The sequence below is a fragment of the Pedobacter yonginensis genome (assembly GCF_003173595.1).
Lineage (GTDB): Bacteria > Bacteroidota > Bacteroidia > Sphingobacteriales > Sphingobacteriaceae > Pedobacter > Pedobacter yonginense.
Window position 1 is genome coordinate 219,762 of record NZ_QGNZ01000004.1, and the last position, 24,560, is coordinate 244,321.

A 24,560-nucleotide genomic window follows, 5' to 3' on the forward strand; every position below is an offset into this window, starting at 1 on the left:
TTAAAATGGATAGCCAATCCCAATATTAAAGATTAAGTTTTGTTTTCGCCAATCTTTATTTCCGAAAGCAACTTGGTCGAGTACCCAGCGTTGTCCATCAGGCAGGTAAGGTTTGCGCACTGGAAAGGCAACATCTAACCGAATCACAAAAATGGTTGCATCTACGCGTACGCCTGCGCCAGTACCCACGGCCAATTCGTTAAGTGCGTTGCTTAGTTTAAAGCCCGATCCTGGTCTACCAAGATTTGTGGTTCCTGGTACACCCAAATCTTCTTTTCTCAACCAAATGTTTCCTGCATCTACAAAGAGTGCTCCATAAAGAATACTTACAATTTTAAATCTAAGTTCGGAGTTTAACATTAGTTTTATGTCTCCACCCTGATCCGAAAATATTGCATCATCTGGCACTTTATATGTTCCGGGACCTAGTGTTCTCGCAGCGAAAGCGCGGATGTCGTTACTACCACCTGCAAAAAACTGTCTGACAAAAGGTAGCGAGGTACTGTTTCCATAAGCATAGCCGTATCCCAAATTCAAGCGGTTGGCCCAAATGAGGTTCCGGTTAATTTTATAATAATCTCTAAAATCAAGCTCTGTTCTTATAAATTGAGAAAGTGGAACGTTAAAGAGTGTGCGTTTGCCCACTTCATTTTTTGGAACAAATGCACCCCAAACATTGCCACCAGTTTCTAAACCGCCATAGAAATACATATTATTTCTGCGGCTATTTTCCATTTGGTTGGTGTAAGTAAAATTATAATTGCTGCCGATGATAAACTGATTTTCTAGGGTAGTTCTTAGCAGAGGATTTTCTGCATAGAGTCTCTCTTGTGTATCCACATCTGGAAAGCTTGTAGAAATGTAGCTTACTGAAATTGGATTGAAATTATGTTCTTTGTAAATGTTTTCCTTAAAATTATAACCAAATTCTGCTTTGAATGCATTTAGCGTATATTCCGAGCCACGATTTAGCATCTGATAGGAGAGGGATGCAATGGTTTTTGGAATAAATGCGTTGGTGCTATTTGGCTTGTAAAAAGGAACGATAAATCTTGGAAAGGTTAATTTTCCTTCCGCTGTTAGCGACAAGGAATTTTTGCCTAATGAGGTACCCGAAGTTTGTGTTTCAAATCCACCACTTACGCTCACATCAAGTTGCTCTGCACCCCTAAAAAGGTTTCGGGTAGTTTGCGTTAATTTCACTTCTGATCCCACAAAATTGTTTGATTTGCTCGTGCCTGTAACGGAGAATGTTAATGAATTTTTCTTCAGTGGGGTTAAATAAATATTAAGATCGAGTTCTGCATTTTTAGAACTGTCTGGCAGAAATTCGGCCCTCACATCTTGAAAAGCGCCAATGTTTACCATCCTATTTAACGATTGATTGTGATCTCTACGATTATAGGGCTCACCTTTTTGGAAAAAAACCAAGCGATCGAAAAGCCTTGGCTTAAAGGTATTTTTATCGTCGTAAATGTTAAAGTCGTTATATTGAAGCGGCTTTAAATTTCTTAAAAGGCTATCTCGTCTCAAGGAATAGTTGGGATAGATGTTGATGTTTTTAATGGTATAGGGTTTTAAGCCAGCATCTGGAGCGATATCTTTAATCTTTACTGAAATATTAACTAGATTTTTTCCGATTGTGCTATCAACTTGCATGATCAAATAATCGGGGCTGAAATAGAAGTAACCTTGTTCTTTAAGGTCGTTATCAATTCTAATTCGTTCATTTTTATACACATCGAGATCGTAAAAATCGCCCGTTTTTAAGAGCGTTTTATCTTTGTTGGCATTGATGATTTTTGTTAACACCCCTGTATCTGGTGGAAAATTAATCTTGTTAATTTTATATCTATCACCCGTAACTGCCGTGTAAATTGCCTTACCCTTTTTATCCTTCACAACGGTATCGCCCGTAACTTCAGCCTGTAAATAGCCTTCACTTAATAAATAGCTTGTTAAAACATCATTATTGTATTTTAACTTCACTTCGCTAAGCAAAACAGGTGGTTCGCCTTGTTTTCTCAACCAGTTTTTAAATCCTTTTGGTTTTTTAGGTTCTCCAGCAAGATTGTAAATGCCTAATTTGTATTTAATGCCTAAGATGGATTTGTTAGGGCGTGGCCTAGTTTTACTTTCCAAATCAGATTTAACTTGTTTCTCATCATCAATTTTGCCAGAAGAATCTGGATTAATTTTCACTTCGGCACCTGTATATAAAATTTGCCCAGGTTTTAGGGATTTCGTACTGCTACAGCTTGCCCAAACTAAACAGGCCAATAAAAATAAAAAAGGTCTAGTTAGTTGTCTCATTTTGTGCTTTTTGTTCAAGGTTTCTGATTCTTCTTATTCTTTTTTTCTGGAAAATTTCTTTGAATTTATTGTAATCGACAACGAGTGTAAAGCCCAAGCCAGTTTCTATAATTTGGCCCTGAACAATTACGTCGTTTTGATTTCTGCGATAGGCTCTTAATCGATACCTACCATCGGCAGAAAGTGCATATTCAACATTAACGTTTCCAGCAATGTTTGTCGATTTCTCTCCCGGTGCCTGTGGCCCTTCTAAGGCGAAAGAACTTCCAACGGTTACGGTTAACCGATCATTTAAAAGTTTTTTAGATAGTCCAACTTCTAAGTCGGTTTTTTGTTGCAACGAGCCGGTAGAGTAATCTTCGGATGAATTTACGCCAAAGTTTAGGTCGACACCCTGAATTAAATCAGATGTTAAATTATTCAACTGCTCAGTTAAGAGTTTGCTTACACTTGCACGTGCCAGGGTAGATACTCCACCACCGCCACCAGCTAAACTTTGAAACGGATTATTGGCTATAAATCTATTCAATGCCAATAGTGCAAAAACTTGTTTGTTAAGCTCGCTTTCATCGCGATTTACATTGAGCAATTTGGTGTACACAATGCCCTGTAATGCATTTCGCTCGTTTTCAGGTAAATCCAATTTAAAGGAAATGATTGGCTTCAAAAGCTCGCCTTTCATCATTAAATAAACTTGGAAAGGAAGTTTAGTTTTCGCCTGAACGTTAGTCGGATCATTAATCAAATCGATAGGCGCTGCATTAACTTCGTAAAGTGCGCTTAAATTCACATTTGCTGTAGTGGGTTCGCCAGTCCAAATAATGGTGCTTCCTTTTACCAGTTTGAAGGCTTTTTTACCTAAGGGGCCAACGGATAAATTGTACGATCCATCAACAATTTCATAACGACCTGTTAAGCTAATTTTTCCGCTAGGATCCACTGTAGCATTTAAGTTTGCATCGCCTTTAACATTTAGAGCATCGCCATTTGCAGGATCAACTACCACATTCAATTCGGCTTCAGGGTCTATAGTGATCGCGGCCACTAAGTTTATGCCCTTAATAGGCGACTTACTTACACTATCTACCTTTAAAGCTCTTTGTCCGTTAAAAGGAGGTGCATCAGCATCTATAAACTGAACAATTCCATCTTGATCGATGACAGAAGGATCGCTTGAAGGTAAAGCGAAAAAGAATTTTGTTCCCTTGTTGACCTTGATGTTCATGTTAACGCTTGGCTGGTTCAAATCTCCACGAACTTTAATGTTACTCGTGATAAAGACTGTTCCATAAATCATGTCGTTATCTGCCGCGGTCGAGTTAATCGCCCTGAAGTTGTTCATATTTACATCTAAACCGAAACGATAATTTTTATAATCGGTGGTAAATACGTTCCCATTGATGGTTGCTTTTTGATTCAAGGAATCTATCAAAGTAAAATTGTTAAAACGTATTCCTTCATTGGTAAACGAAATTTTCTCGTTAGGCATGCGGAAATAGGAATTTACGTACGCCACTTTAATGCCAGCATTGTTGAAGGTTAAATCGCCCAATATCCTAGGCGCGGTTAATGCACCTTTAACAGATAAGGCTCCAGTTAGGGTACCTGTTCCATTTTTTAACTGACCTTGCGATAGACTTTCGATGTTTTTCATTTCGATTTTATCGATGTTAACCGTTAAATCCAATGCACTTTGCGGCGCGGTGTAATAGAAACCATTTACCCTTAATTCGTGCACGCCCGTTAAGGCTACGTTAACTTCAAAAGCGTTTTGGGTATTGTTGTTTACCGCAACACGTAATGTTCCTAGTTGATCTTTTTGATAACGCAATTGATCTATCGTTAAGTTGGCTTCGAATTTTGGATTAGAGGCCAGATCTTTAACATTTGCCGTTCCATTTAATTTGCCACCAACTAAAGTAGTATCGGTTTCTGCAAACTTGGTTAAGGTTTCCAATTGGAAATCTTTAAATTCAACAGTTAGGGGTGCATTCGGCGTAGTTGGATTGCTATTTATGGATAATGATTGCCCACTATTGCTGATTTGAAATTGATTGACCAAAATTCCCGATTGCCCAAATTGGATATAGTTGTCAGGCGAAACCACCCATTTCTGATAGTCTAAAAGCAGTTTCTGAGGGTCTAAACTGAATTTGAAATCTTTGTTGATGGACTGGAAAATACCACCAATTCTATATTTATCTTTCAGCTGTCTATCTCTTAAAAATATGTTCACCCCTAGGTTGTTGTTGGCCGCATCCCCACTTACTTCTGTATTAAATAGGGCAATGGAAGGACTTTGCAAGCTTTTAACGGTTAGGGCATAAGCAAGTTTGTTATTATCATTGTTGATGTTTAAAACCGTTGTATCAACCTTAAAATCGCCATAAACAACCTGCGGAAAATTGGCTTTAATTTGCAAGCTGTCTTTCTGGGTATCAATTAGGCCATAAAACTGCGATTGCTTAAACACTGTGAGTTCGGGTACAAAATTTTTCAATAACTTAGAATCGTACACTTGTACAAAAAACCGCAAGCGTTGATCGGGGATTTTAGTTACCTGGCCAAAAGCATAATATTTATTAATTTCATTGATGATGGCGTTGCTAACTTTCGTTAGCTGATATTTTCCATCAATTTTAGCAGATAAAATTTCTGATTTAAGTGTGAGTTGGTTTTCTGTAGCGGTAGATTTTGCTCGAACAGAAATGGTATCAACATTAATTCGCTGTGCATCTTTTACCAGTTGTAAGCCAGTAACATCAACCGATCCATTTAAGTAATCTGCATCAGCCGTGCTTAAATCAACTTTTATTAATCCAGCGGCGCTTAAAACCGTTGGGCTAAAATTTAAAGCCTGAAGATTGAGCTGTTTTAAGTTTAAATTGGCTTTTACCGCAGGGTATTTCCCCGCAAGATTTACTTTTGCATCCAAAGCAAAATTTGCATTGCTATCTGGCATGCTGCTTTTTATATTGATGTTTTGTCCGCTGTAATTTCCGGCTACGTTTAAATTGCGATAGGTGTATTTGTTATAGTAGGCGCTTAAAACTTTCGCATTAAATTTTGCATTGATTTTTTTAGGGTCCAGTCCCGTTCCAACCACATCAGCTTTTGCAGAAACACGGCCCAATTTAGGTTGCATTTTCAACAATCTGCCCACGTTAAAATTATTTAAACTTACATTGGCCTTGTAACTTTCTCTGCCCTTCGGTCCATTCATACCAGCCACAACAACTGCACCACCCATATCCGTTTGAATATTCAGGTTGGTGTTAAAATCCGTTATCGAACCTTTGAAATTACCTTTTGCTTGTATCACGTAGGGCAGTTCAATACTTGGGGGCAAAGATTTTTTCGGTACGGCAACTAAAATATCGCTTTTGGTTATGTAGAATTTTTTAATGTTTAAGTCTAGAAAGGTTTTCTTAATATCTGGCAAGCCTTTGGCTTTTCCACTAATGTCAATTTGGGTGTTTCTTAATCCACTAATTTGCAAGCGCGGGATATTCAAATCATTTAAATATCCGTTTACGTCTGCGTTGAGCTTAATTTTTTGATTGCGATAATTGGCCGGAATAGCATCACTAAAATAACCGGCATCCTTTAAGCCAATTGTGGTGTTTTTAAAGTTGAGGCTTAGCTTAACACGTTCAGGATGCTTGGTGAGGTCATCCATAGAAGTAAAGTTGAGCTCGGTTGCATTTTCTATCGTTGTATTTGGTGTTTTTAAAACAAAGTTGCTGAGCTTAATCAATTTATCGTTGTAAATTGCATTACCCCTTAACTCATTTAAAGCAAAACCACTTTTCTCTGTTAACGAACCATTTTTAACATTGGCTTTTATTCCGGCAGCGCTATAGTTTACATCACTCGCACCCAAGGTTAAGCCTTTAATGTTTAGGTGATTAAAATCCATACCTTTCGGCGCAGGCTTTGCTCCAAGGTTATCGAATTTTACGTTGTTTCGATTTAAACTGATGTTTTTGATGACTAGTGCAAGCGGCGATTTCTCAGGCACGACTGTATCTTTTACTTTTTTTAAATCGTTAGATGGCGCAGGCTTAAAGGCAAATAAGATGTTAGATTGATTTAGCTTAGCATCATCAACCGTATATTTACTATTGGTTAAATCTACTTTCAAGTTTACCAAACCAAGTTCATTTACATCGGCAACGGCTTTTGTAGTCGAAATTTGATCATCGTAGTTTACCTTTACATTGTTGAAGGCAAAATTTTCCACTTCGATTAAAGGTAGTTTTCCTTTTTCTTTCTCACTACTATCTACGCTATTGGTAATGTGCTGAACCAATTGGGTAAGCGGTTTTTGCTGTAAATACTTTAAAGAAGTGTTGTTTAAACTTAATTCTTTAATTACGTAGTGTTGGTTGGCTAAATCGAAATCTTTGATTTTTGTTTTAAATGCACCGAGATACAGTTTCACATCATTTCCAGCAACATCATCACGGTAGGTTATGCCAATATCCTCAAACGAAACCTTATCCACAGAAAATTTTAGTGTAGAAGTGGTATCCTGATCGACTTTCTCTTTTGGTTTCTTTTGGTCGCTCATAAAAGCATCCACCAAAAAAGAAAAGTTAAAAGTTGTATCGGGATTTATGCGCTTTACATTTGCGCGTATATTTTTTAGTTCAATGTTGTTAATCTCAACGGTGTTTTTTAATAATTTAAACAAGCTAATATCTACGGCTAGTTTCTCTGCATATAATAGCGTATCACCTTTTTTATCTTCGATATAAAACTTATTTAAAACCACATCCTTTGGTAGTGCGATTTTAATGCTTTCTAAACTAACTTCTGTCTTCGTTTTGTTTTTCAGGTAGTTAATAGCCTTTCCCTTAACAAAATTCTGTACTGCTGGGATGTTTAAGGATAAGGCTATACCTACAACGAGGATGATGATTGAAGCAATTACCCAAAGTAAAATTTTGAGACTTTTACGTACGTATTTATTCAAAGCTATGCGAGTTTGGTGTTTTACAAAGGCTATAAGTATGCCATTAAAATTAATTAACCGCACAATTTTATAATTAATACAAAAAATAACCTAAATTGTTCGCCCGCTATAAAAATTTAACAATGGCGGTTTTGTAATCCCTTAAAAATGAAATCAGTAAACCTAAATATTAGTTTCGAAAAATACGATGGTATAGAAGAGTTGGACGAGCAGGATAGAGCATTGTGCCAACTTGCTGAACAGGCCCTAACAGGTTCGTATTCACCCTATTCCAAATTTAAAGTGGGTACGGCAATTCGTTTGGCATCTGGCGAAACGGTATTGGGCAGCAATCAAGAAAACTTAGCTTATCCATCTGGTTTGTGTGCAGAACGGGTAGCCCTTTTCACCATTGGTGCAACTTATCCCAAAGCTACGATTGAGCGCATGGCCATTACGGCACAAACCGATGCCTTTGAAATTTTACAGCCCGTAACTTCCTGCGGAGGCTGTTTGCAGGTAATGGCAGAATTCGAGCGTAAACAAAACTCATCAATAGCCGTGATATTTTATTGTCTTAATGGTGAAATTATGAAAATACCAAGTGTGCAGAGTTTATTGCCTTTCGCCTTTGTAGAAGATCGATTAACTGGGGCTAAGGCTTAACTTTATCGCTTAACGTTGATTTTAATGTAGCAATCTATATTTTTGGGTATTGAAATGTGAATAACCTCACTTCACACTGTGAAATCATTTTTATTATATTTACAGCTGCCAATTTTTGTAAATAGATGAGTGAAGAATCAGACCAAAACTTAAATCCAAACGAAGAACATAAGCATACCATAACACCAATTAACGGTTTATACGAGAACTGGTTCCTCGATTACGCATCATACGTAATTTTGGATCGGGCTGTGCCGCATATTCATGACGGTTTAAAGCCGGTGCAGCGTCGTATCATGCACTCGTTAAAAGAGATGGACGATGGGCGTTTCAATAAAGCGGCTAATGTGATCGGTAATACGATGAAATATCATCCGCATGGCGATGCCTCTATTGGCGATGCTATGGTGCAAATTGGTCAAAAGGATTTACTGATTGACATGCAGGGAAACTGGGGCGATCCAGTTACTGGCGATAGTGCCGCTGCACCTCGTTATATTGAGGCCAGATTATCAAAATTCGCAAACGAAGTTGTTTTTAATGCCGATACCACGGTTTGGCAATTAAGTTACGATGGTAGAAATAATGAGCCTGTTACTTTACCCGTTAAGTTTCCGTTGCTGTTGGCGCAAGGAGCGGAAGGTATTGCAGTAGGTTTGGCTACCAAAGTAATGCCTCATAATTTTATCGAGCTTTTAGATGCCTCTATTGAAGCCTTAAAGGGTGTGCGCCCTAATATTCTACCCGATTTCTTTACCGGTGGTATGGCCGATTTCACCAACTACAACGAAGGGCAAAGGGGTGGTAGAATTCGTGTCCGAGCCAAGATTACCGAAAAAGACAAAAAAACACTGGTGATTACCGAGGTGCCCTTTAGCACTACTACAGGTTCTGTAATTGATAGTATCTTATCGGCTAATGACAAGGGTAAAATCAAAATCAAAAAAATTGAAGATAATACCGCGGCCAATGTAGAAATTGTTGTCCACTTGGCTCCGGGTATTTCACCTGACGTTACCATAGATGCGCTCTACGCTTTTACCGCTTGCGAGGTTTCGATATCGCCAAATACCTGTATCATTCAAGATGATAAACCACATTTTTTAAGTGTTAACGATATTCTGATTGAGAATACCAAGCATACTAAAAGCTTACTTAAAAAAGAACTGGAAATCCGCTTGCACGAGTTGCAAGAGAAAATTTTCTTCAGTTCGCTATTAAAAATATTTATTCAGGAGGGCATGTACAAAAATCCTGAATACGAAAATTCCAGTAATTTCGATACGGTTGTAGAAGTATTGCACCTACTTTTCGAACCTTTTAAACCTTCTCTTTACCGCGAAATTTTGCCAGAGGATTTTAAAAAACTGATTGATAAGCCAATGAGTAGCATCACCCGTTTTGATGTGAAAAAGGCCGACGAACAGATGAAAAATCTGGAGGATGAAATTAAAGTGGTTAAAAATCACTTGAAACACCTAACCGATTACGCAATAGCTTGGTTTCAACGTTTGAAGGATAAATACGGTAAAGGACGTGAGCGTAAAACTGAGATTCGTTTATTTGATCGGGTAGAGGCATCTAAAGTGGCACTAGCTAACGTAAAACTGTACATGAACCGTGAAGATGGTTTCATCGGATCGGGCTTGCGTAAAGATGAATTTGTTGCAGATTGTTCTGACATCGACGAAATTATTGTTTTCCGTGAGGATGGTAAATGTATCATCACAAAAGTTGCAGATAAAACCTTCGTTGGCAAGGGAATTATTCATGCCCAAGTGTTTAAGAAAAACGATGAACGTACCATTTATAATTTGATTTATAAAGATGGTGCAAGCGGTACCTCATACATCAAACGCTTTGCAGTGGTTGGCGTAACCCGCGATAAAGAATATGACTTAACCAAAGGATCAAAAGGTTCAAAAATTCTATACTTCACTGCCAACCCTAACGGAGAGGCAGAAATTATCAATGTTGCTTTGAAACCGCATTCTAAATTGCGTAAGCTTCAGTTCGATCAAGATTTCGCAGAGGTTGCAATTAAAGGTCGTGGTTCGCAAGGAAACATCATTTCAAAATATCCAGTTAAAAAAATTACACTAAAAAGTAAGGGCGTTTCTACCTTATCGGGCTTAAAAATTTGGTACGATGATTTATTAAAACGCCTCAATGTGGACGGAAGAGGTAAGTACTTGGGCGAATTTGATGGAGACGATCGCATTTTGCAGGTGCATAAGGATGGCTACTACGAACTAAGTTCTTTTGAGTTGAGCAATCACTTTGATGATGGATTGATACTCATCCAAAAATTCGATCCGGAAAAAGTATTTGCTGCGGTTCATTTTGAGGGTAAGGCACAAAATTATTTCATTAAACGTTTTGTATTTGAGCTTCAGTCTATTGGGCGCAAAACCATTTTCATTAGTGAAGAACCAAAATCAAGGTTGTTGTATTTAACCGCAAATCCAGCATCAAAAGTTATTGTTGATGTTTTAAAAGGGAAAACTCAAATACCAGAAACCTTGGAGCTTACTTTATCTGAACTGATTGATGTGAAGGGTTTAAAAGCAAACGGAAATAGATTATCGCCGCATGATGTTCAAAAAGTAGTTTTGGAAGAGCCAGAGGCGGCTATTGAAGAATCTGAGGAACAGGAGTCTGGTGGAGCGGATAACTCGATAGACGAAAATATTGATACCGAGAGAGAGGCGGTAACTGCGGAATCCGTGGCAGAAGAAATTAAAACCGTAAAATCTGAAGAAGAGATTATTGAAACCATACCTGCGCCTGCTGTTGAGCCAGCAAAGACTAAGCAAGTTGTTGAGGATGACAAGCCGATTGCAAAGAAACCAGTGGAAACTTTAAAACCCGAACTTGTAAAAAAAGAGCAACCTCAAGCAGCCGAAAAGCCAGTTGAGGAGAAGCCAGCTAAAAAAGTAGATTTCGAGATTACCAATCCAGACGACATTGATATTGATGACAAAGGGCAATTGGGCTTGTTTTAGATTGGAGCGCAGCTGCCTTAATCCGTCATCCCGACTGCAGCGCGGCGGAATGGAGGGATCTTTGAACCAAAAACAGAAAACATCCTTTAAAAGATTTCTCAACTAAGGTCGAAATGGCGGATAAGGTATTTACATAAAGTTGTGATTTGCATGCGGGGAAAATCAAGGGTTGGTTTTTAGAGTCCCTTAAGCTTTAGAACGCCCCAAATTTTAATCTCACCCAGCTCAATTAAGCGGAAGCAGAATAAAAATTCGAATCATTAAGTTAAAAAACTATATTTGCCTTACTCAAAGGGGTGCTTTTTAAGCTTGCAATTTCTGTTGCACTTAATTGGCTGAGATTATACCCAAAAAGAGGTAGCTGTCTAATGGCTAAGGTGTGGAAGATTAATCTTTCTGCTTTTACGCAAATTAAACCACTACCTCATACGACCTGATTCGGATAATGCCGACGTAGGGAAGAGGTTAATTTTACAATGCTGTTTCGCCCTGAAAGCAGTTTCCAATTTTATGTATTGGCTTTTAGCAAAAACGATTGTAAATGAATTTTCAAGATTGGATTAGGCTTTTTCAAGAGCAGATTTTAAACACCTCAATTATCGAATGGTTGGCCGTAGGCTTTGGCGTATCTGAAGTATTATTGGCCAAAAAAAATAACATTTGGCTCTATCCAACCGGAATTGTCTCTATTTTATTGGGGATGTTTTTACTTTTTAAAGCCAATCTTTACGCAGAAATTATTCTTAATTTTTACTACCTCATTATGAGTGTGTATGGCTGGATGATTTGGAAAAATAAAGAGAACCATCATCACAAAGAGGTGTATGCTTCAACAAGGAAGGAATGGATTATTGCCATATCAATTTCCATCATTGGCTTTGCCGTGTTCTATACGCTATTGATTAACCTGCCCGAACATTTTATCATCAATGGAACCGATATCTACTTTACAAAATCTGATGTGCCATTTGCTGATGCCTTTGTATCTGCCTTTGCATGGGCAGGAATGTGGCTATTGGCAAAGCGAAAAATCGAAAATTGGATCTTTCTGAACATTTCCAATATTGTAGCCATACCCTTGTTGATTCACAAAAAATACATCATGATGGGCTGCTTAACCACCTTTTTGTTTATCGTTGCCATTTTTGGATACCTAGATTGGAAGAAAATCATCAACAACAAAAAAATGGCAATCGCTAATTAAGTTTTCCAAATTCAGTTAATCGGAACCTAAATTGAAATTATTCCCTAAATCGAATATGCAAAAAACCATCGCTCAATCTTGGCAAGAAAAGGTAAAAGAATTTGCAGCAGCCTCAGAAGAACTGGGGCAACTTCATCCCGAAATTTTAGAGGTGGCCTATCAACAGCAATGGTTCAAATTATTTGTGCCCAAAATTTATGGTGGACCGGGGAAGAAATTACCCGAAATTTTAAGACTTGAGGAAGCACTGGCAGAAGCCGATGGCAGTTTGGGTTGGACAGTTACCCTTTGTGCTGGCGCGGGTTGGTTTGCAGGATTTCTTGATGCCGACTTGGCCAAAGAAATTTTTGCCGATAGGACCGTTTGTTTCGCAGGAAGCGGGGCAATTGGAGGTACAGCAACTAAAACCGCCAATGGATATTTAATCAATGGACATTGGAAATATGCGAGTGGAGCCTTACATGCTACGATTTTTACCGCCAACTGCACATTGCAAAATGAGGATGGCTCAGAGCTATTAGATGAAGCGGGAAATCCAGAGGTAAAATCATTCATCTTAAAGAAAGATGAGATAAATATTTTGCCTGGCTGGTCTTATTTTGGGCTTATTGCTACAGGTAGCCATGCCTTTGATGTGATTGACGTGGAAGTTCCGAGCAATAGAACCTTCAAAATAAACAACACTATCGAGGTTGCCGATGAAGGTTTTGATTATCCATTTTTACAATTGGCAGAAACTACGCTCGCTGTTAATAATCTTGGTATGGCAAACCACTTCATTAGCTTGGTAGAAAGTGCTTTTTATGCCAGATCGGGTTTGAAACGCTATACCGAAGCCCAGATTGCTTTTTTCGATCGCGAGTTGAAAGCAAGCAAACAAAATTTGGCAAAGGCCAAAGCAGCATTTTACGCCGTATTTGATGAGTCTTGGGCGGAATTGACGAGTAATAGAATTGTTCGAGAAAGCCAGTTAAAGAAGGTTAGTTTATCAAGTAGGCAATTGGCACATCTTTGCAGAAAAATTGCCGATTCTTTATTTATTTATGGTGGTTTGGAAGCTGCAAGAAAGGAAACCGAAATCAATAGAGTTTGGAGAGATTTACACACATCGAGTCAACATGCCTTACTCACTTTTGAGTCTTAAATTTATTCAGAATCATCAGGCTTAACCATATCTTTAAAATCTGATATAAATTTATTCAGTTTTGGCTGGATTACAAATGCGCAATAAGGCTTTCCCTGGTTTTGGAGGAAATAGTTTTGATGGTAATCTTCAGCTTCATAAAAATCAGAAATCGGGCAAACTTCAGTAATAATGGCTTTTTCGTAAACCTTTTCTCTGGTCAACTCGTCAATCATTTTTTCAGCTTGTTCCTTCTGCTCTTGATTTGCATAAAAAATAATCGACCGATATTGCGTTCCAGTATCATTTCCTTGTCTATTCAGCGTGGTTGGGTTATGTGTTTTGAAGAAGATTAGCAACAGTTCGTTAAAAGAAATTACTTTCTCATCAAATTGTACTTGAATTACTTCTGCGTGTCCGGTGTCTCCATTACAAATTTCCATATATGTGGGATGTTTTAGTTCCCCACCCATATACCCAGAAACCACTTGTTTTACGCCTTTTACGGTTTGAAATACCGCCTCAGTGCACCAAAAGCACCCTCCCCCAAAAATTGCTGTTTGCATATACTAAGTTAACGAAAACCATGCCATTTCAGTTTTTTTAAAACCCAAAAAAACCTCGCAAAACTAAATTCACGAGGTTTTCAAATTGGCCTAAACCAAAATGTTATTGATATTGAATGTAAATTGGCTTAGGCGTTAGTTTTAATAATTCTTCTGGAGTCATTAAACGCTTAGGCTCTTTTTTCAAATCATTTTTATAGAATAATTTAAAGCCTGTAAATTGAACAGGTTCTCCATAAATGAAATGGCGATAAGTTCCTTTTTTCAATTCAGGTTCTCCCCATCCATCCATGTGCATAACCACCTGAACTTCAGGGCGTAATTTGATATTTTGATAATTGGTTACCATCTTTCTGGTGAAGCGGTGTAAAGTAAAAACCTTTGGAGGTAAGTTGTGCTTTTTAACAATATCAGCTAAATATCCAGTTACATAGTTAATGTCTGCCGCATCGTAAGTTCCAATTTTTTTGCCCGGAAGTGTTCCGTCTTTCATCGAAAATTCAGGATCAATACCTAAATGAACATAAGGTAGCTCTAAATATTTTTCAATGTGTGGCAATTCTGCCTTTATCGTACTCAATGCAACTTGCAAGTCTAAAAATACAATCGTTCCAGGTTGCATTTTCGCGATTTTTAGTACCGAGTCGATTTGTTTGTTGCCCATTCTGTTTATGTACTTACCATCTTTTCCAGGAGTACCGCTCGCTACTGCAGCGATATAATGTAAGCCTGGCTGTACTGGGGTAGATGGATCTGCCTTTTCCCAATGTTTCACCTCAGCATTTAAGCGTTGCCACATCTCTTTTGGCGCATATTCTCCTAAGGCACCCATTTTTTTTGAGTGCAGGTTGCCATAATAAACTACAATACGTTTAAATGGTAAAATTGCACCAGCCAATGGGTATGGTTGTTTTTTTACTGGCCATTTTCCTGTTGTATCTCCATTAGCCAATTTGAGCACTAAAGAATCGTAAAGTTTAGGATCTACAGGCTTCATTACATTGGCTGTAGAATCTGTTTTCTTCTTTGTGGTGTCGGAAGAGAAGATTTTGCTCACGCCGCCTTTACCATCCGAATTGCAGTTGGCAAATAAGCTAATTGCAGCAAAACCAAGCATTAGTGTGCCCGCTAATTGAGGTATTTTCATAGATTATTATAGATTATAGTTTTAAACAGGTTTTCCGAATCTGTAGGGTATTAAAGTAGGCTGGAAAACTGGTAGCGCAAAATAAAGTATTCAACATTTAAACATTGCAAAACTTACCAAAAACACCCAGTGGAAGTTTAATGCCAGCAGTGGCTTGTAAATACAATTCTCCAGTTTCTAAATTTTTAACATTTGGGAAAGATGTTCGAATTAAGTTCTCCACAATAACAGAAGAGAAGCCTAAAGAATAGGTGTTGAGTATTAAAAAATGCTCTTTTTCATCTAAAAGTTGAACAACATCCTGCATCATTTCTTGAATGTGATCTTCAAGTTTCCATTTTTCGCCATTTGGTCCGTGGCCATAAGCGGGTGGGTCTAAGATAATCCCATTGTATTTTTTACCCCTTTTTAATTCTTTTTTTACAAACTTTAAGGCATCTTCAACCATCCAACGGGTATTTTTCAATCCCGAAAGTTCTTGGTTTTCATTCGCCCAAGTCACCACTTGTTTAATAGAATCAACGTGAGTGGTTTCTGCACCCGCTGCATTTGCAATTAAAGACGCAGCTCCGGTGTAGGCAAAGAGATTTAAAACTTTTGGATTGGGTGTAGTAAACTTTTTAATTGATGATGATATAAAATCCCAGTTAACAGCTTGTTCGGGAAAAACCCCAACGTGCTTAAAAGAAGTTAATCCTAAGCGAAGTTTAATGGCTACTTCGTTATTTTTATATTCAACATGCCAACGGTCTGGTGTGCTTTGGTTTTTCTTTACCCATTCGCCAGAAGTTGCCGAACGACCTCTAAAGGTAATCGTGGCCGTTTTTTTCCATTCTTGTTCGGATAATGTTTTTTTCCATACCGCCTGAGGTTCCGGTCTGATTAAAATAACATTTCCAAAACGTTCTAATTTTTCGAAATCCCCGCAATCAATTAGTTCGTAATCTTTCCAATGGGTTGGGGTAAGTAATTGTATCATTTATTATAAATATTACTCGCAATTACCTAGCTAGGTGCCAATTTAAAGCGAGCGTTGTTATGGTTGCTTAAAATTTATCTTTCGCGGCTTTCATAAAGCGGCTGGCAAAAACAAAGTCGTTAAGCTCTTGAATATCAGTATGGGCAATTTCTTTATTGCTGCCTTCCCAGAATTTTTTTCCTTCGTGCAAAAATAGAATATAATCGCCAATTCCCATTACCGAGTTCATATCGTGGGTAACCACAATGGTAGTGGTTTTGTATTCCTCGGTTAATTCTTTAATCAATTCATCAATTACGATGGATGTTTTTGGATCTAAGCCCGAGTTTGGTTCATCACAGAACAAATACTTCGGATTCATGGCAATTGCACGGGCAATACCAACCCTTTTTTTCATCCCTCCCGATAATTCTGATGGAAACAATTTGTTTTTGCCTTCCAGGTTAACGCGTTCTAAGCAAAAGTTTACGCGATCAAGTTTTTCGCTTCGCGTTTGTGTAGTAAACATGTTTAAAGGAAACATGATGTTTTCTTCAACCGTCATACTGTCAAAAAGTGCAGAGCCTTGAAAAAGCATACCGATTTCTTTACGGACATCAATACGTTCTTCGTAACTCATTGGTGTAAAGTCTCTTCCATCATAAAGCACCGAGCCCGAATCGGGTTGGTGTAAACCCACCATACATTTCAACAATGTTGTTTTTCCTGATCCGGAACCTCCAATAATTAAATTGGTTACCCCTTCTTGAAATAATCCTGAAATGCCTTTTAAAACTTCATTTCCCGAAAATGATTTATAAATATCTTTTATTTCAATCATTATAATAACAGTTGAGTAACCAAATAATCGCAAACAAGGATAGAGATACAGCTAATTACAACTGCTCTTGTACTTGCCAGAGAAACTTCTAATGCACCGCCTTTAACATAAAAGCCTTCGTAAGCCGGTACAGAGGTAATGATGAAACCAAATACAAAAGCTTTAACCAAAGCAACTGTAATGGTATATGGATTAAAATCAGTTGTAATCCCTTGAATGTATTCTGCCGGAGTAACTGCACCAGAGATTGATCCACCAATGTATCCGCCAGTAATACTTAAAAACATAGAAATAATAACCAACATCGGTACCATTGTGATGCCCGAAATAATTTTCGGTAAAATAAGATAGCCAGGCGCGTTGATACCCATAATTTCTAAGGCATCTATTTGCTCGGTAACCCGCATCGATCCAATTTCTGATGAAATGGCAGATCCAATTTTACCCGCAAGTACAATTGCACTAATGGTGGGACTCAGTTCTAAAATACTCGAATCGCGATTTACTGAACCAATAATTGTTTTTGGGATAAAATCACTTACCAACTGGAAAGCAATTTGTAAGGTCATTACCGCGCCAATAAAGGTAGAAATGATTGCGATAAGCCCTAATGAGCCTACACCTACATAATCCATCTGTTTGGCAATTTCCTTAAGATATATCTTGAGTTTTTCCGGCCGTCTGAATACAGATTTGAGTAGCAGGATGTATCTGCCGAAATTGGTAAAATTCATTCCGTATGTTTTTGCTTAATTTAAATGATCATTCTATAATACTACAAAGAAACAATAAAAAAGTTGTAGCCTTTGGTTAATTGCAGAAATATTCGTGGTTTTAAATATAAATATGGTTTTTTGCTTACAAAAATTAAACCACAAAAATATGAAAGCGGTAATAACAGGAGCAACAAAAGGAATTGGTAGGGCAATAGCCATTAAACTTTTCAATGAAGGTTATCACCTAGCGCTTGTAGCCCGAAATTTAACAGAACTTGAACAACTTAGGGATGAACTTTTTTTAATTGGTCGCACAATTTTAATTTATTCGGTTGATTGTGCAGTAAAGGAAGAAGTGTATCGTTTTTTACATACTGTTGAAAAAGATTTTGGTGATGTGGATGTGTTGGTAAACAATGTAGGAGCCTTTTTGCCAGGTTCTATGCTCGATGAAGAGGATGAAATCTTTGAAAAACAGCAAAATATAAATGTAAATGCAGCCTATTACATTGGTAAATTTTATGGTAAAAAAATGCGCTCGCAGAAGCATGGTCATATTTTCAATATCTGTTCGGTTGCCAGTAATGCGCCAGTAAAAAATGGCGGAAGTTATAGTGTAACAAAAGCAGCGATGCTCAGTCTTAATCATGTATTGCGGCAAGAGTTAGCACCCCATCAAGTTAAAGTAACTGCTTTTTTGCCGGGTTCAACAAAAACCTCATCATGGGAAGGCACAAGCATTCCAGATGACAAATTTGTACAACCCCAAGATATTGCAGATACGCTATTTACCATTTTAAACTTAAGTAAAGGGGTAAATGTTGATGAGGTTTTAATTACTCCGCTCGATTTTTAAACACAAAATGAACACGATTATGGAAAGGAAGCTTTTTAGAAATGAACACGATAAGATGATTGCCGGTGTAGCTTCGGGCCTTGCAGATTACATGCAAGTGGAGGTTACCATAATTAGATTATTGTTTGTATTATCGGCTATTTTTATGGCTGGCGGAGGCTTACTGGCCTATATCATCATGTGGATTATTGTTCCAGTGAATAATGATCCGGCATCTAAATTTTCAAAATTTAACGATTACTTTAACAAAAACAATCCAAACACACCTCCTTTTGGCATGGCCGATCCATTTGCAAATACAAATCCGAACTGGAGTCAGCCAGTTAACGAAGGGTTAGGAAAGAAACCATTTGAAACGCAACCCGACTTTAGCAAGTTTAACAAACCGAATGATACTGGGCGTACCGTTGGGGGCCTACTATTATTGGTAATTGGCTGTTTCTTTTTGATGCGCGAATTGGATTTTATCCCTGATTGGTTCAGTTTTAGAAACCTGTTTAAGTTTATGTGGCCTTTGTTATTTATTGCTTTGGGTATAAGCATTATCGCTAAATCGAAACGTAAAAACGAATGGAATGCTTTTCAAAATCAACAAGCAAACACGGAAGAGGAAGCTAAAAAGCCAACCGATTTCTCTGAAGCCATTGTTGTGGAAGATCAACCAGTACCAAAAGATGAAAACAATCAGTCCCCTACAAACCCTCAAGCATAAAATATTATGAAATTAGATAGATTAATTTGGGGTATTATCTTGCTTTTTATAGGCGGAGTACTCTTACTCGAAAACTTTGGCGTAATTGATTTTTATTGGCGTAACGTATGGAGCTTTTGGCCACTATTGCTCATCATTTTTGGCCTTAACATGCTGTTCAATAGAAATAATTCTCAAACCGGCAGCATGATTTCAATTGGTGTTTTGGTGGTGGGATTAGCGTTTCTTTTCTACCGTGGGCAGCAGCCACCAGAACATGGATGGTGGGGAAACAATCGCTTCAACAAAGATATTGATATTAATTTGGGCGACGAGGATAACAATGATGGCGACGATAATAACGATCGGGATAGCACATACAGCAATCTGAATCTTACTCAACCCTTTGTATCAACAGAAAATGCTAAAAAAACAGTTTTAAATATTTCTGGGGGTGGTATATCTTTCAATTTAGATGGCGAAACAAGCGAGTTGATTAATGCAGATGTTCATAAAAAACATGGTAATTTCTCCTTAAATAAAGTAGTTACAGATAGCGCAACCGTGTTAACCTTTAAAATGGATAATAAGAAAGGCAGATATAATTTCGGCGATGGAGGCAACGATGTGAACTTTAAGTTAAATAAGGCGCCAAATTGGGATGTGATTATGAAGTTAGGTGCAGGTGAAGCCGATTTCGATTTTGCTGATTATAAAGTGCGCACTTTCCGTTTTGATGGTGGAGCGGCTGCGCTGGACATTAAGTTTGGCGATTTATTGCCGATTACAGATGTGGTTGTAAAATCGGGCGTAGCCGATGTGAAAATCCAAATTCCAACCACTTCGGGCTGTAGAATAAATACAAAAACAGGTTTATCTGCAAAAGATTTCGAAGGCTTTGACAAAATAAGTGATGGCGTTTATGAAACTTCAAACTATAAAACCTCAGCAAAAAAAATCTTTATCAATTTGGATGGGGGATTAAGTAACTTTGAAGTGAGCAGATACTAAAAGGAATAAGGTTGAAAGCTTAAAAACCTCCTGTTCGCTTTAATCTTAAATACCCAATGAATCTCGATCAATATACAGTAGTTATAAATGGTAAACCTAAAGGGCCTTATAATTTATCCGAGCTTAAAGATTTAAACCTAACGCCGAATACATTTATACGAAAACCCGGAATGGACGATTATAAAGAAGCTCATGCAATTCCCGAATTGCGTGAGCTTTTGGGTTTTAGCTTTCAAAAAACGGCCCCTCAATATTTTGCAGCTTTTGATCAACGATTATTGGCTTCGGTAATTGATCATTTTATCATCTTCGGCATATATATCTTCATCATTTTAATCAGCTTTATGTTTATAGAAGGCAAAGATCAAAGAATAATGGCCTTTGCTGTTCCGCTTCCGTCTATTTTTATCTTTAAATTATTGTACGGAACATTTGCAGAATCATCTGTAAAACAAGCGACTATTGGCAAAAGGTTAATTGGTATAAAAGTTAGTGATTTGGAGGGGAGCAGGGTTTCTACCGGGGTTTCTTTTGTTCGGAATTTTTCTAAAGTCCTATCGGTGCTGCCCGTTTTTTTCGGCTATTTCTATAGCTTTTTAAACAAGAAACATCAATGCTGGCACGATATAGCCGCAAACACATTGGTGATTAAAGATAGATTGATATAATTTACAGCATTCCAACATTCAAATTCACGCATTCAAAATTCAATATTGTATCTTTGCATTCGCATGGAAAATTTATCGGTAAAGCATGATTTAGATGGCGGATATTGCAACAGTTTAACGCGATATTCAAGGTTTTTAACCCGCGAAGTTAAAATTGGAGATATAGCATTGGGTGCTCATAACCCCATCCGCATTCAGTCTATGACCACCACTGATACCATGAACACCTTGGCAACGGTTGAGCAAACCATCCGCATGGTAGAATCGGGAAGCGAATACGTTCGCATTACTGCCCCGAGCATTAAAGAAGCAGAAAACCTGGCCAATATTAAGAAAGAACTTCGTTTTAGGGGTTACGATGTGCCATTAATTGCCGATATTCATTTTACGCCCAATGCCGCTGAAATGGCTGCACGGATTGTAGAAAAGGTGAGGGTAAATCCCGGTAATTATGCCGATAAAAAGAAATTCGAAAATATAGAATATACACAAGATACGTATGATGCAGAGTTGGAAAGGATTTATAAAAAGTTTATTCCGCTCGTAAAAATCTGTAAAGAGTACGGCACGGCCATGCGCATTGGTACCAATCACGGTTCGCTTTCTGATCGGATTATGAGCCATTATGGCGATACTCCTAGAGGAATGGTAGAATCCGCAATGGAATTTATTCGCATGTGCGAAGACCAAAACTACTACAATTTGGTTATTTCCATGAAAGCCAGCAACACGCAAGTGATGGTTCAGGCCTATCGCTTATTGGTAGAAACTATGACCAAAGAGGGGATGAATTATCCTTTACATTTAGGCGTAACGGAAGCAGGTGATGGAGAAGATGGACGAATAAAATCTGCCGTCGGCATCGGCACTTTGCTCGAAGACGGACTCGGCGATACCATTCGCGTTTCTTTAACAGAAGACCCTGAGTTTGAAGCACCTGTAGCTAAAGCACTTGCAGATCGATATGTATTGAGGAGTAAAGAGGCTAAAAATGATACTCAGGTTTCTGAAGATGCCGTATCTGTTTTTCATCATTCAACTGGTATTAAAACCTATTCACCGTATTCATATTCTAGAAGAAATACGGAAACCATTCAACACATTGGTGGGCATCACCATCCAGTAGTGATGATTGATGTATCTAAGGAAAACTTAAAAGACCCTTATTTCTTGAGTGCTGTGGGCTATAATTACAGTGCTGGTTTAGATAAGTATAACTTGGCAGATCAGGCTTGTGATTTGGCTTATTTGGGTGATAGTTTACCCTCGTTTTCTTTTCCAGGAAACTTAAAGCAGGTTTATAATTTTAAAACTTGGTTCGGTTTAACGGATAAAAATAATTGCCACCCTCTGTTTTCTTTTGATGAATTTAGAACCTCAGATGTTCGCGACGACTTATTGAAGTTTGTACAGATTGATGCCAAGCAATTTGATGCATTAAACATCGAGCAATATAAAAACACGGTACTAATTTTAGAAACTTCTGCGAGTCATGGAATGGCCGAACAAAGAGCGTTTTTTGTTGCCTTGCAAGAGAAGCAGTTGCAAATTCCTGTAATTATTAAGCGCAGCTATACAGATTTGGATGCAGATACTTTAATGCTTTATTCTGCAACCGACCTTGGCGCGTTGTTTACAGATGGCTTTGGTGATGGAACTTGGATTGATGCACCTGCTCAGAATTTGGCGCTAATCAATTCTACCAGCTTTGGTATTTTGCAGGCAACCCGAACACGAATTAGTAAAACCGAATATATTTCTTGCCCAAGTTGTGGCAGAACGCTTTTCGATTTGCAAGAAACCACTCAACTTATTCGTTCGCGTACCGATCATTTAAAAGGCCTAAAAATCGGCATTATGGGTTGCATTGTAAATGGTCCAGGCGAAATGGCTGATGCCGACTATGGCTACGTTGGAACCGGCCCAGATAAAATTACACTCTACCGTGGGCAGGAAGTCGTAAAGAAGAACGTAAATACTGCTTTTGCTTTGGATGAGTTGATTGATATTATAAAGGGAGATGGAAATTGGGTGGAGAAAGCCTAGTTCCTTTTATTTAGGAGTGATAAGCCTTAAAAATTTAAATACCATGAGTTCGGGCTAACAAAAATAGCTTTGAATCAAAAAGGCAGGTTGAATGATTAGTCCAAATTCACAATAGCGAACAAAATCTTATTTTGAAACACCTGTGATGCAAAAGGTGGCAAAGGATGCAAACGGAAATTCACAGGCAAAAATTGAATTTAAAATCATTTTGCTTTTTGTTGCAAACTGTTATTTGGCAATTTAAGGCGTAAATTGAGTGAAGAAACAGCCTCGATTTGTTATAAAATCTTTTAAAACTCGTCCGGCCTGTTGAATGTATTTCAGCACCTTAATCTGTTTGAATCGCTTTAGTCCTTATCTATTAGGACTTAAATGTAACTCAGGTTAAACTCAATCTTTGTAAATCACTCATTTTTTCTAACTAATAATTCTTAAATTACCTCTATGAAGATTCCAGAATTCCAATCCATATTTAATGCGCTTAGAAACTGGCTAATTTGCAAAGATCTTACAGGTAGCGAACTTGTATATGCCTACTTTTTTATAGGCCTAATTGGGGTAACCTTGTTTCTGTTTGTAACCATATTTTTAACCAGACAAGTTTTTATTGTTGCCGTAAAAGGGGCGAAAACCAAATCCAATTGGCAAACGGCCCTTTTCGAGTTTAGGGTTTTTAGGGCTTTTGCTTTAATTTTTGGTGCTTACATCATTTATAATGCCGTGCCTTTTGTGTTTATAGATTTTAAAAACTGGTTGTTTTATGCCTTAATTTTTTCTAAAATCTACATTGTTTTGGCGGTTATGTTTGCGGTAAACGCATTTCTTAACGCTTTGGTTTCCATTATGGAAGCCTCGAAGAAATATGCCGATAAGCCCATCAGAAGTTACAAGCAGGTTGCGAAGATTGTATTTTATATTGTTGGTTTCGTTCTGATTCTTTCCATTATTTTAAACGAATCGCCTTTGTATATTTTTGGTGGATTTGGGGCGGTGACAGCGGTTTTTATTTTGGTATTCCGAGATCCTATTTTGGGTTTCGTAGCTTCCGTGCAGATGAGCGCCATTGATTTGGTTCGGGTTGGCGATTGGATTACGGTAGAAAAGTATGGTGCTGATGGGGAAGTGACTGAAATAAACTTAACCACCATTAAGGTTCGAAATTGGGATAAAACTGTTACCATTGTGCCGAGTTATGCCATTGTTAGCGAGTCGTTTAAGAATTGGCGGGCAATGGAAGAAAGTGAAGGTAGAAGAATAAAACGCCACATCAATATCAAAATCTCAAGCATCAAATTTTGCGATGAAGAATTAATTAACCGCTTAAAGAATATTGATTTTTTAAAGGATTATTTAAGAGAAACCCAATTGCAAATTGAAAAATTTAATGCCGAAAATACGGTAAACCCCAATAGTTTGGTTAACGGAAGGCACATGACCAACATTGGTACATTTCGAGTTTATGCAGAGAAGTACTTGGAGAGCAACCCTTACATCAATACCGATTTAACTTTTATGGTACGGCAGCTACAGGCTACTGAAAACGGACTTCCGATAGAGATTTATGTATTCTCTAAAGAAAAAGGATTAAAGAAATTTGAAGAGGTTGCCGCCGATATTTTCGACCATCTTCTGGCTACGGTACCTTATTTCGATTTGGAGATATTCCAGAGTCCAAGTGGTAGCGATATGCGAAGTTTTGTGCAAAGGGGTATTGATTAGGTCAACTTCTTTCTAAGACAATCCAACGCCGTGCATTCGGTAATTCCAAAGCAATCTGCTTATTTTGTTTTGC

17 protein-coding genes are annotated in these 24,560 nt (G+C 37.9%); 10 read left to right on the plus strand and 7 right to left on the minus strand.

The window, feature by feature from the left end; all coding sequences use genetic code 11:
* Together tamL and DHW03_RS15885 are read right to left on the minus strand one after the other, a co-directional pair.
* Positions 1–2,313: a translocation and assembly module lipoprotein TamL gene (tamL, locus tag DHW03_RS15880; protein ID WP_109927215.1), complete on the minus strand. Its 2,313-nt coding sequence runs from the start codon at positions 2,311–2,313 to the stop codon at positions 1–3.
* Positions 2,297–7,291 carry a translocation/assembly module TamB domain-containing protein gene (locus DHW03_RS15885; protein ID WP_109927216.1) on the minus strand — a complete coding sequence of 1,665 codons (4,995 nt, stop codon included), beginning with the start codon at positions 7,289–7,291 and terminating at the stop codon, positions 2,297–2,299. Before DHW03_RS15885 ends, tamL begins: the two co-directional genes overlap by 17 nt.
* 147 nt (positions 7,292–7,438) lie before the next feature.
* Here DHW03_RS15885 and DHW03_RS15890 point away from each other — a divergent pair, with 147 nt between their 5' ends.
* From DHW03_RS15890 to DHW03_RS15905, 4 genes are all read left to right on the plus strand, one after another.
* Positions 7,439–7,936: a cytidine deaminase gene (locus DHW03_RS15890; RefSeq protein WP_109926834.1), complete on the plus strand. Its 498-nt coding sequence runs from the start codon at positions 7,439–7,441 to the stop codon at positions 7,934–7,936.
* A 125-nt stretch (positions 7,937–8,061) separates the two neighbouring features.
* On the plus strand, positions 8,062–10,941 hold the full coding sequence (locus DHW03_RS15895; protein WP_109926835.1) for a DNA gyrase/topoisomerase IV subunit A: 2,880 nt from the start codon (positions 8,062–8,064) through the stop codon (positions 10,939–10,941).
* Between the two features lie 541 nt (positions 10,942–11,482).
* Positions 11,483–12,145 carry a nicotinamide riboside transporter PnuC gene (gene pnuC / locus DHW03_RS15900; RefSeq protein ID WP_109926836.1) on the plus strand — a complete coding sequence of 221 codons (663 nt, stop codon included), beginning with the start codon at positions 11,483–11,485 and terminating at the stop codon, positions 12,143–12,145.
* A gap of 55 nt (positions 12,146–12,200) precedes the next feature.
* Positions 12,201–13,289: an acyl-CoA dehydrogenase family protein gene (locus DHW03_RS15905; RefSeq protein ID WP_109926837.1), complete on the plus strand. Its 1,089-nt coding sequence runs from the start codon at positions 12,201–12,203 to the stop codon at positions 13,287–13,289.
* A gap of 2 nt (positions 13,290–13,291) precedes the next feature.
* Here DHW03_RS15905 and msrA read toward each other — a convergent pair whose 3' ends face one another.
* The 5 genes from msrA to DHW03_RS15930 all read right to left on the minus strand — a co-directional run bounded on the left by msrA (position 13,292) and on the right by DHW03_RS15930 (position 17,514).
* Complete coding sequence (gene msrA, locus DHW03_RS15910) at positions 13,292–13,834, minus strand: peptide-methionine (S)-S-oxide reductase MsrA (protein WP_109926838.1); 543 nt, start codon at positions 13,832–13,834, stop codon at positions 13,292–13,294.
* Between the two features lie 103 nt (positions 13,835–13,937).
* Positions 13,938–14,981 carry a hypothetical protein gene (locus DHW03_RS15915; protein WP_109926839.1) on the minus strand — a complete coding sequence of 348 codons (1,044 nt, stop codon included), beginning with the start codon at positions 14,979–14,981 and terminating at the stop codon, positions 13,938–13,940.
* Positions 14,982–15,078: 97 nt separating this feature from the next.
* Positions 15,079–15,960 carry a class I SAM-dependent methyltransferase gene (locus tag DHW03_RS15920; RefSeq protein WP_109926840.1) on the minus strand — a complete coding sequence of 294 codons (882 nt, stop codon included), beginning with the start codon at positions 15,958–15,960 and terminating at the stop codon, positions 15,079–15,081.
* 67 nt (positions 15,961–16,027) lie between these two features.
* Positions 16,028–16,780 carry an ABC transporter ATP-binding protein gene (locus DHW03_RS15925; protein ID WP_109926841.1) on the minus strand — a complete coding sequence of 251 codons (753 nt, stop codon included), beginning with the start codon at positions 16,778–16,780 and terminating at the stop codon, positions 16,028–16,030.
* Positions 16,780–17,514 carry an MlaE family ABC transporter permease gene (locus DHW03_RS15930; RefSeq protein ID WP_109926842.1) on the minus strand — a complete coding sequence of 245 codons (735 nt, stop codon included), beginning with the start codon at positions 17,512–17,514 and terminating at the stop codon, positions 16,780–16,782. Before DHW03_RS15930 ends, DHW03_RS15925 begins: the two co-directional genes overlap by 1 nt.
* A 148-nt stretch (positions 17,515–17,662) precedes the next feature.
* On the opposite strand from DHW03_RS15930, the gene DHW03_RS15935 reads away from it, so the two are divergent.
* The 6 genes from DHW03_RS15935 to DHW03_RS15960 all read left to right on the plus strand — a co-directional run bounded on the left by DHW03_RS15935 (position 17,663) and on the right by DHW03_RS15960 (position 24,487).
* Positions 17,663–18,352 carry an SDR family oxidoreductase gene (locus tag DHW03_RS15935; RefSeq protein ID WP_109927217.1) on the plus strand — a complete coding sequence of 230 codons (690 nt, stop codon included), beginning with the start codon at positions 17,663–17,665 and terminating at the stop codon, positions 18,350–18,352.
* 19 nt (positions 18,353–18,371) lie between these two features.
* A complete protein-coding gene (locus tag DHW03_RS15940; protein WP_165825441.1) occupies positions 18,372–19,064 on the plus strand; it encodes a PspC domain-containing protein in 693 nt (230 codons plus the stop codon).
* Positions 19,065–19,070: 6 nt separating this feature from the next.
* Complete coding sequence (locus DHW03_RS15945; RefSeq protein WP_109926844.1) at positions 19,071–20,054, plus strand: LiaF transmembrane domain-containing protein; 984 nt, start codon at positions 19,071–19,073, stop codon at positions 20,052–20,054.
* Between the two features lie 56 nt (positions 20,055–20,110).
* Positions 20,111–20,722 carry an RDD family protein gene (locus tag DHW03_RS15950; RefSeq protein ID WP_109926845.1) on the plus strand — a complete coding sequence of 204 codons (612 nt, stop codon included), beginning with the start codon at positions 20,111–20,113 and terminating at the stop codon, positions 20,720–20,722.
* A gap of 63 nt (positions 20,723–20,785) precedes the next feature.
* Positions 20,786–22,768 (plus strand): (E)-4-hydroxy-3-methylbut-2-enyl-diphosphate synthase, encoded by a 1,983-nt coding sequence (gene ispG, locus DHW03_RS15955; protein WP_109926846.1) that lies wholly within the window; start codon positions 20,786–20,788, stop codon positions 22,766–22,768.
* A 444-nt stretch (positions 22,769–23,212) separates the two neighbouring features.
* Positions 23,213–24,487, plus strand: a complete 1,275-nt coding sequence (locus DHW03_RS15960; protein WP_109926847.1) for a mechanosensitive ion channel family protein — start codon at positions 23,213–23,215, stop codon at positions 24,485–24,487.
* Positions 24,488–24,560: the final 73 nt, after the last annotated feature.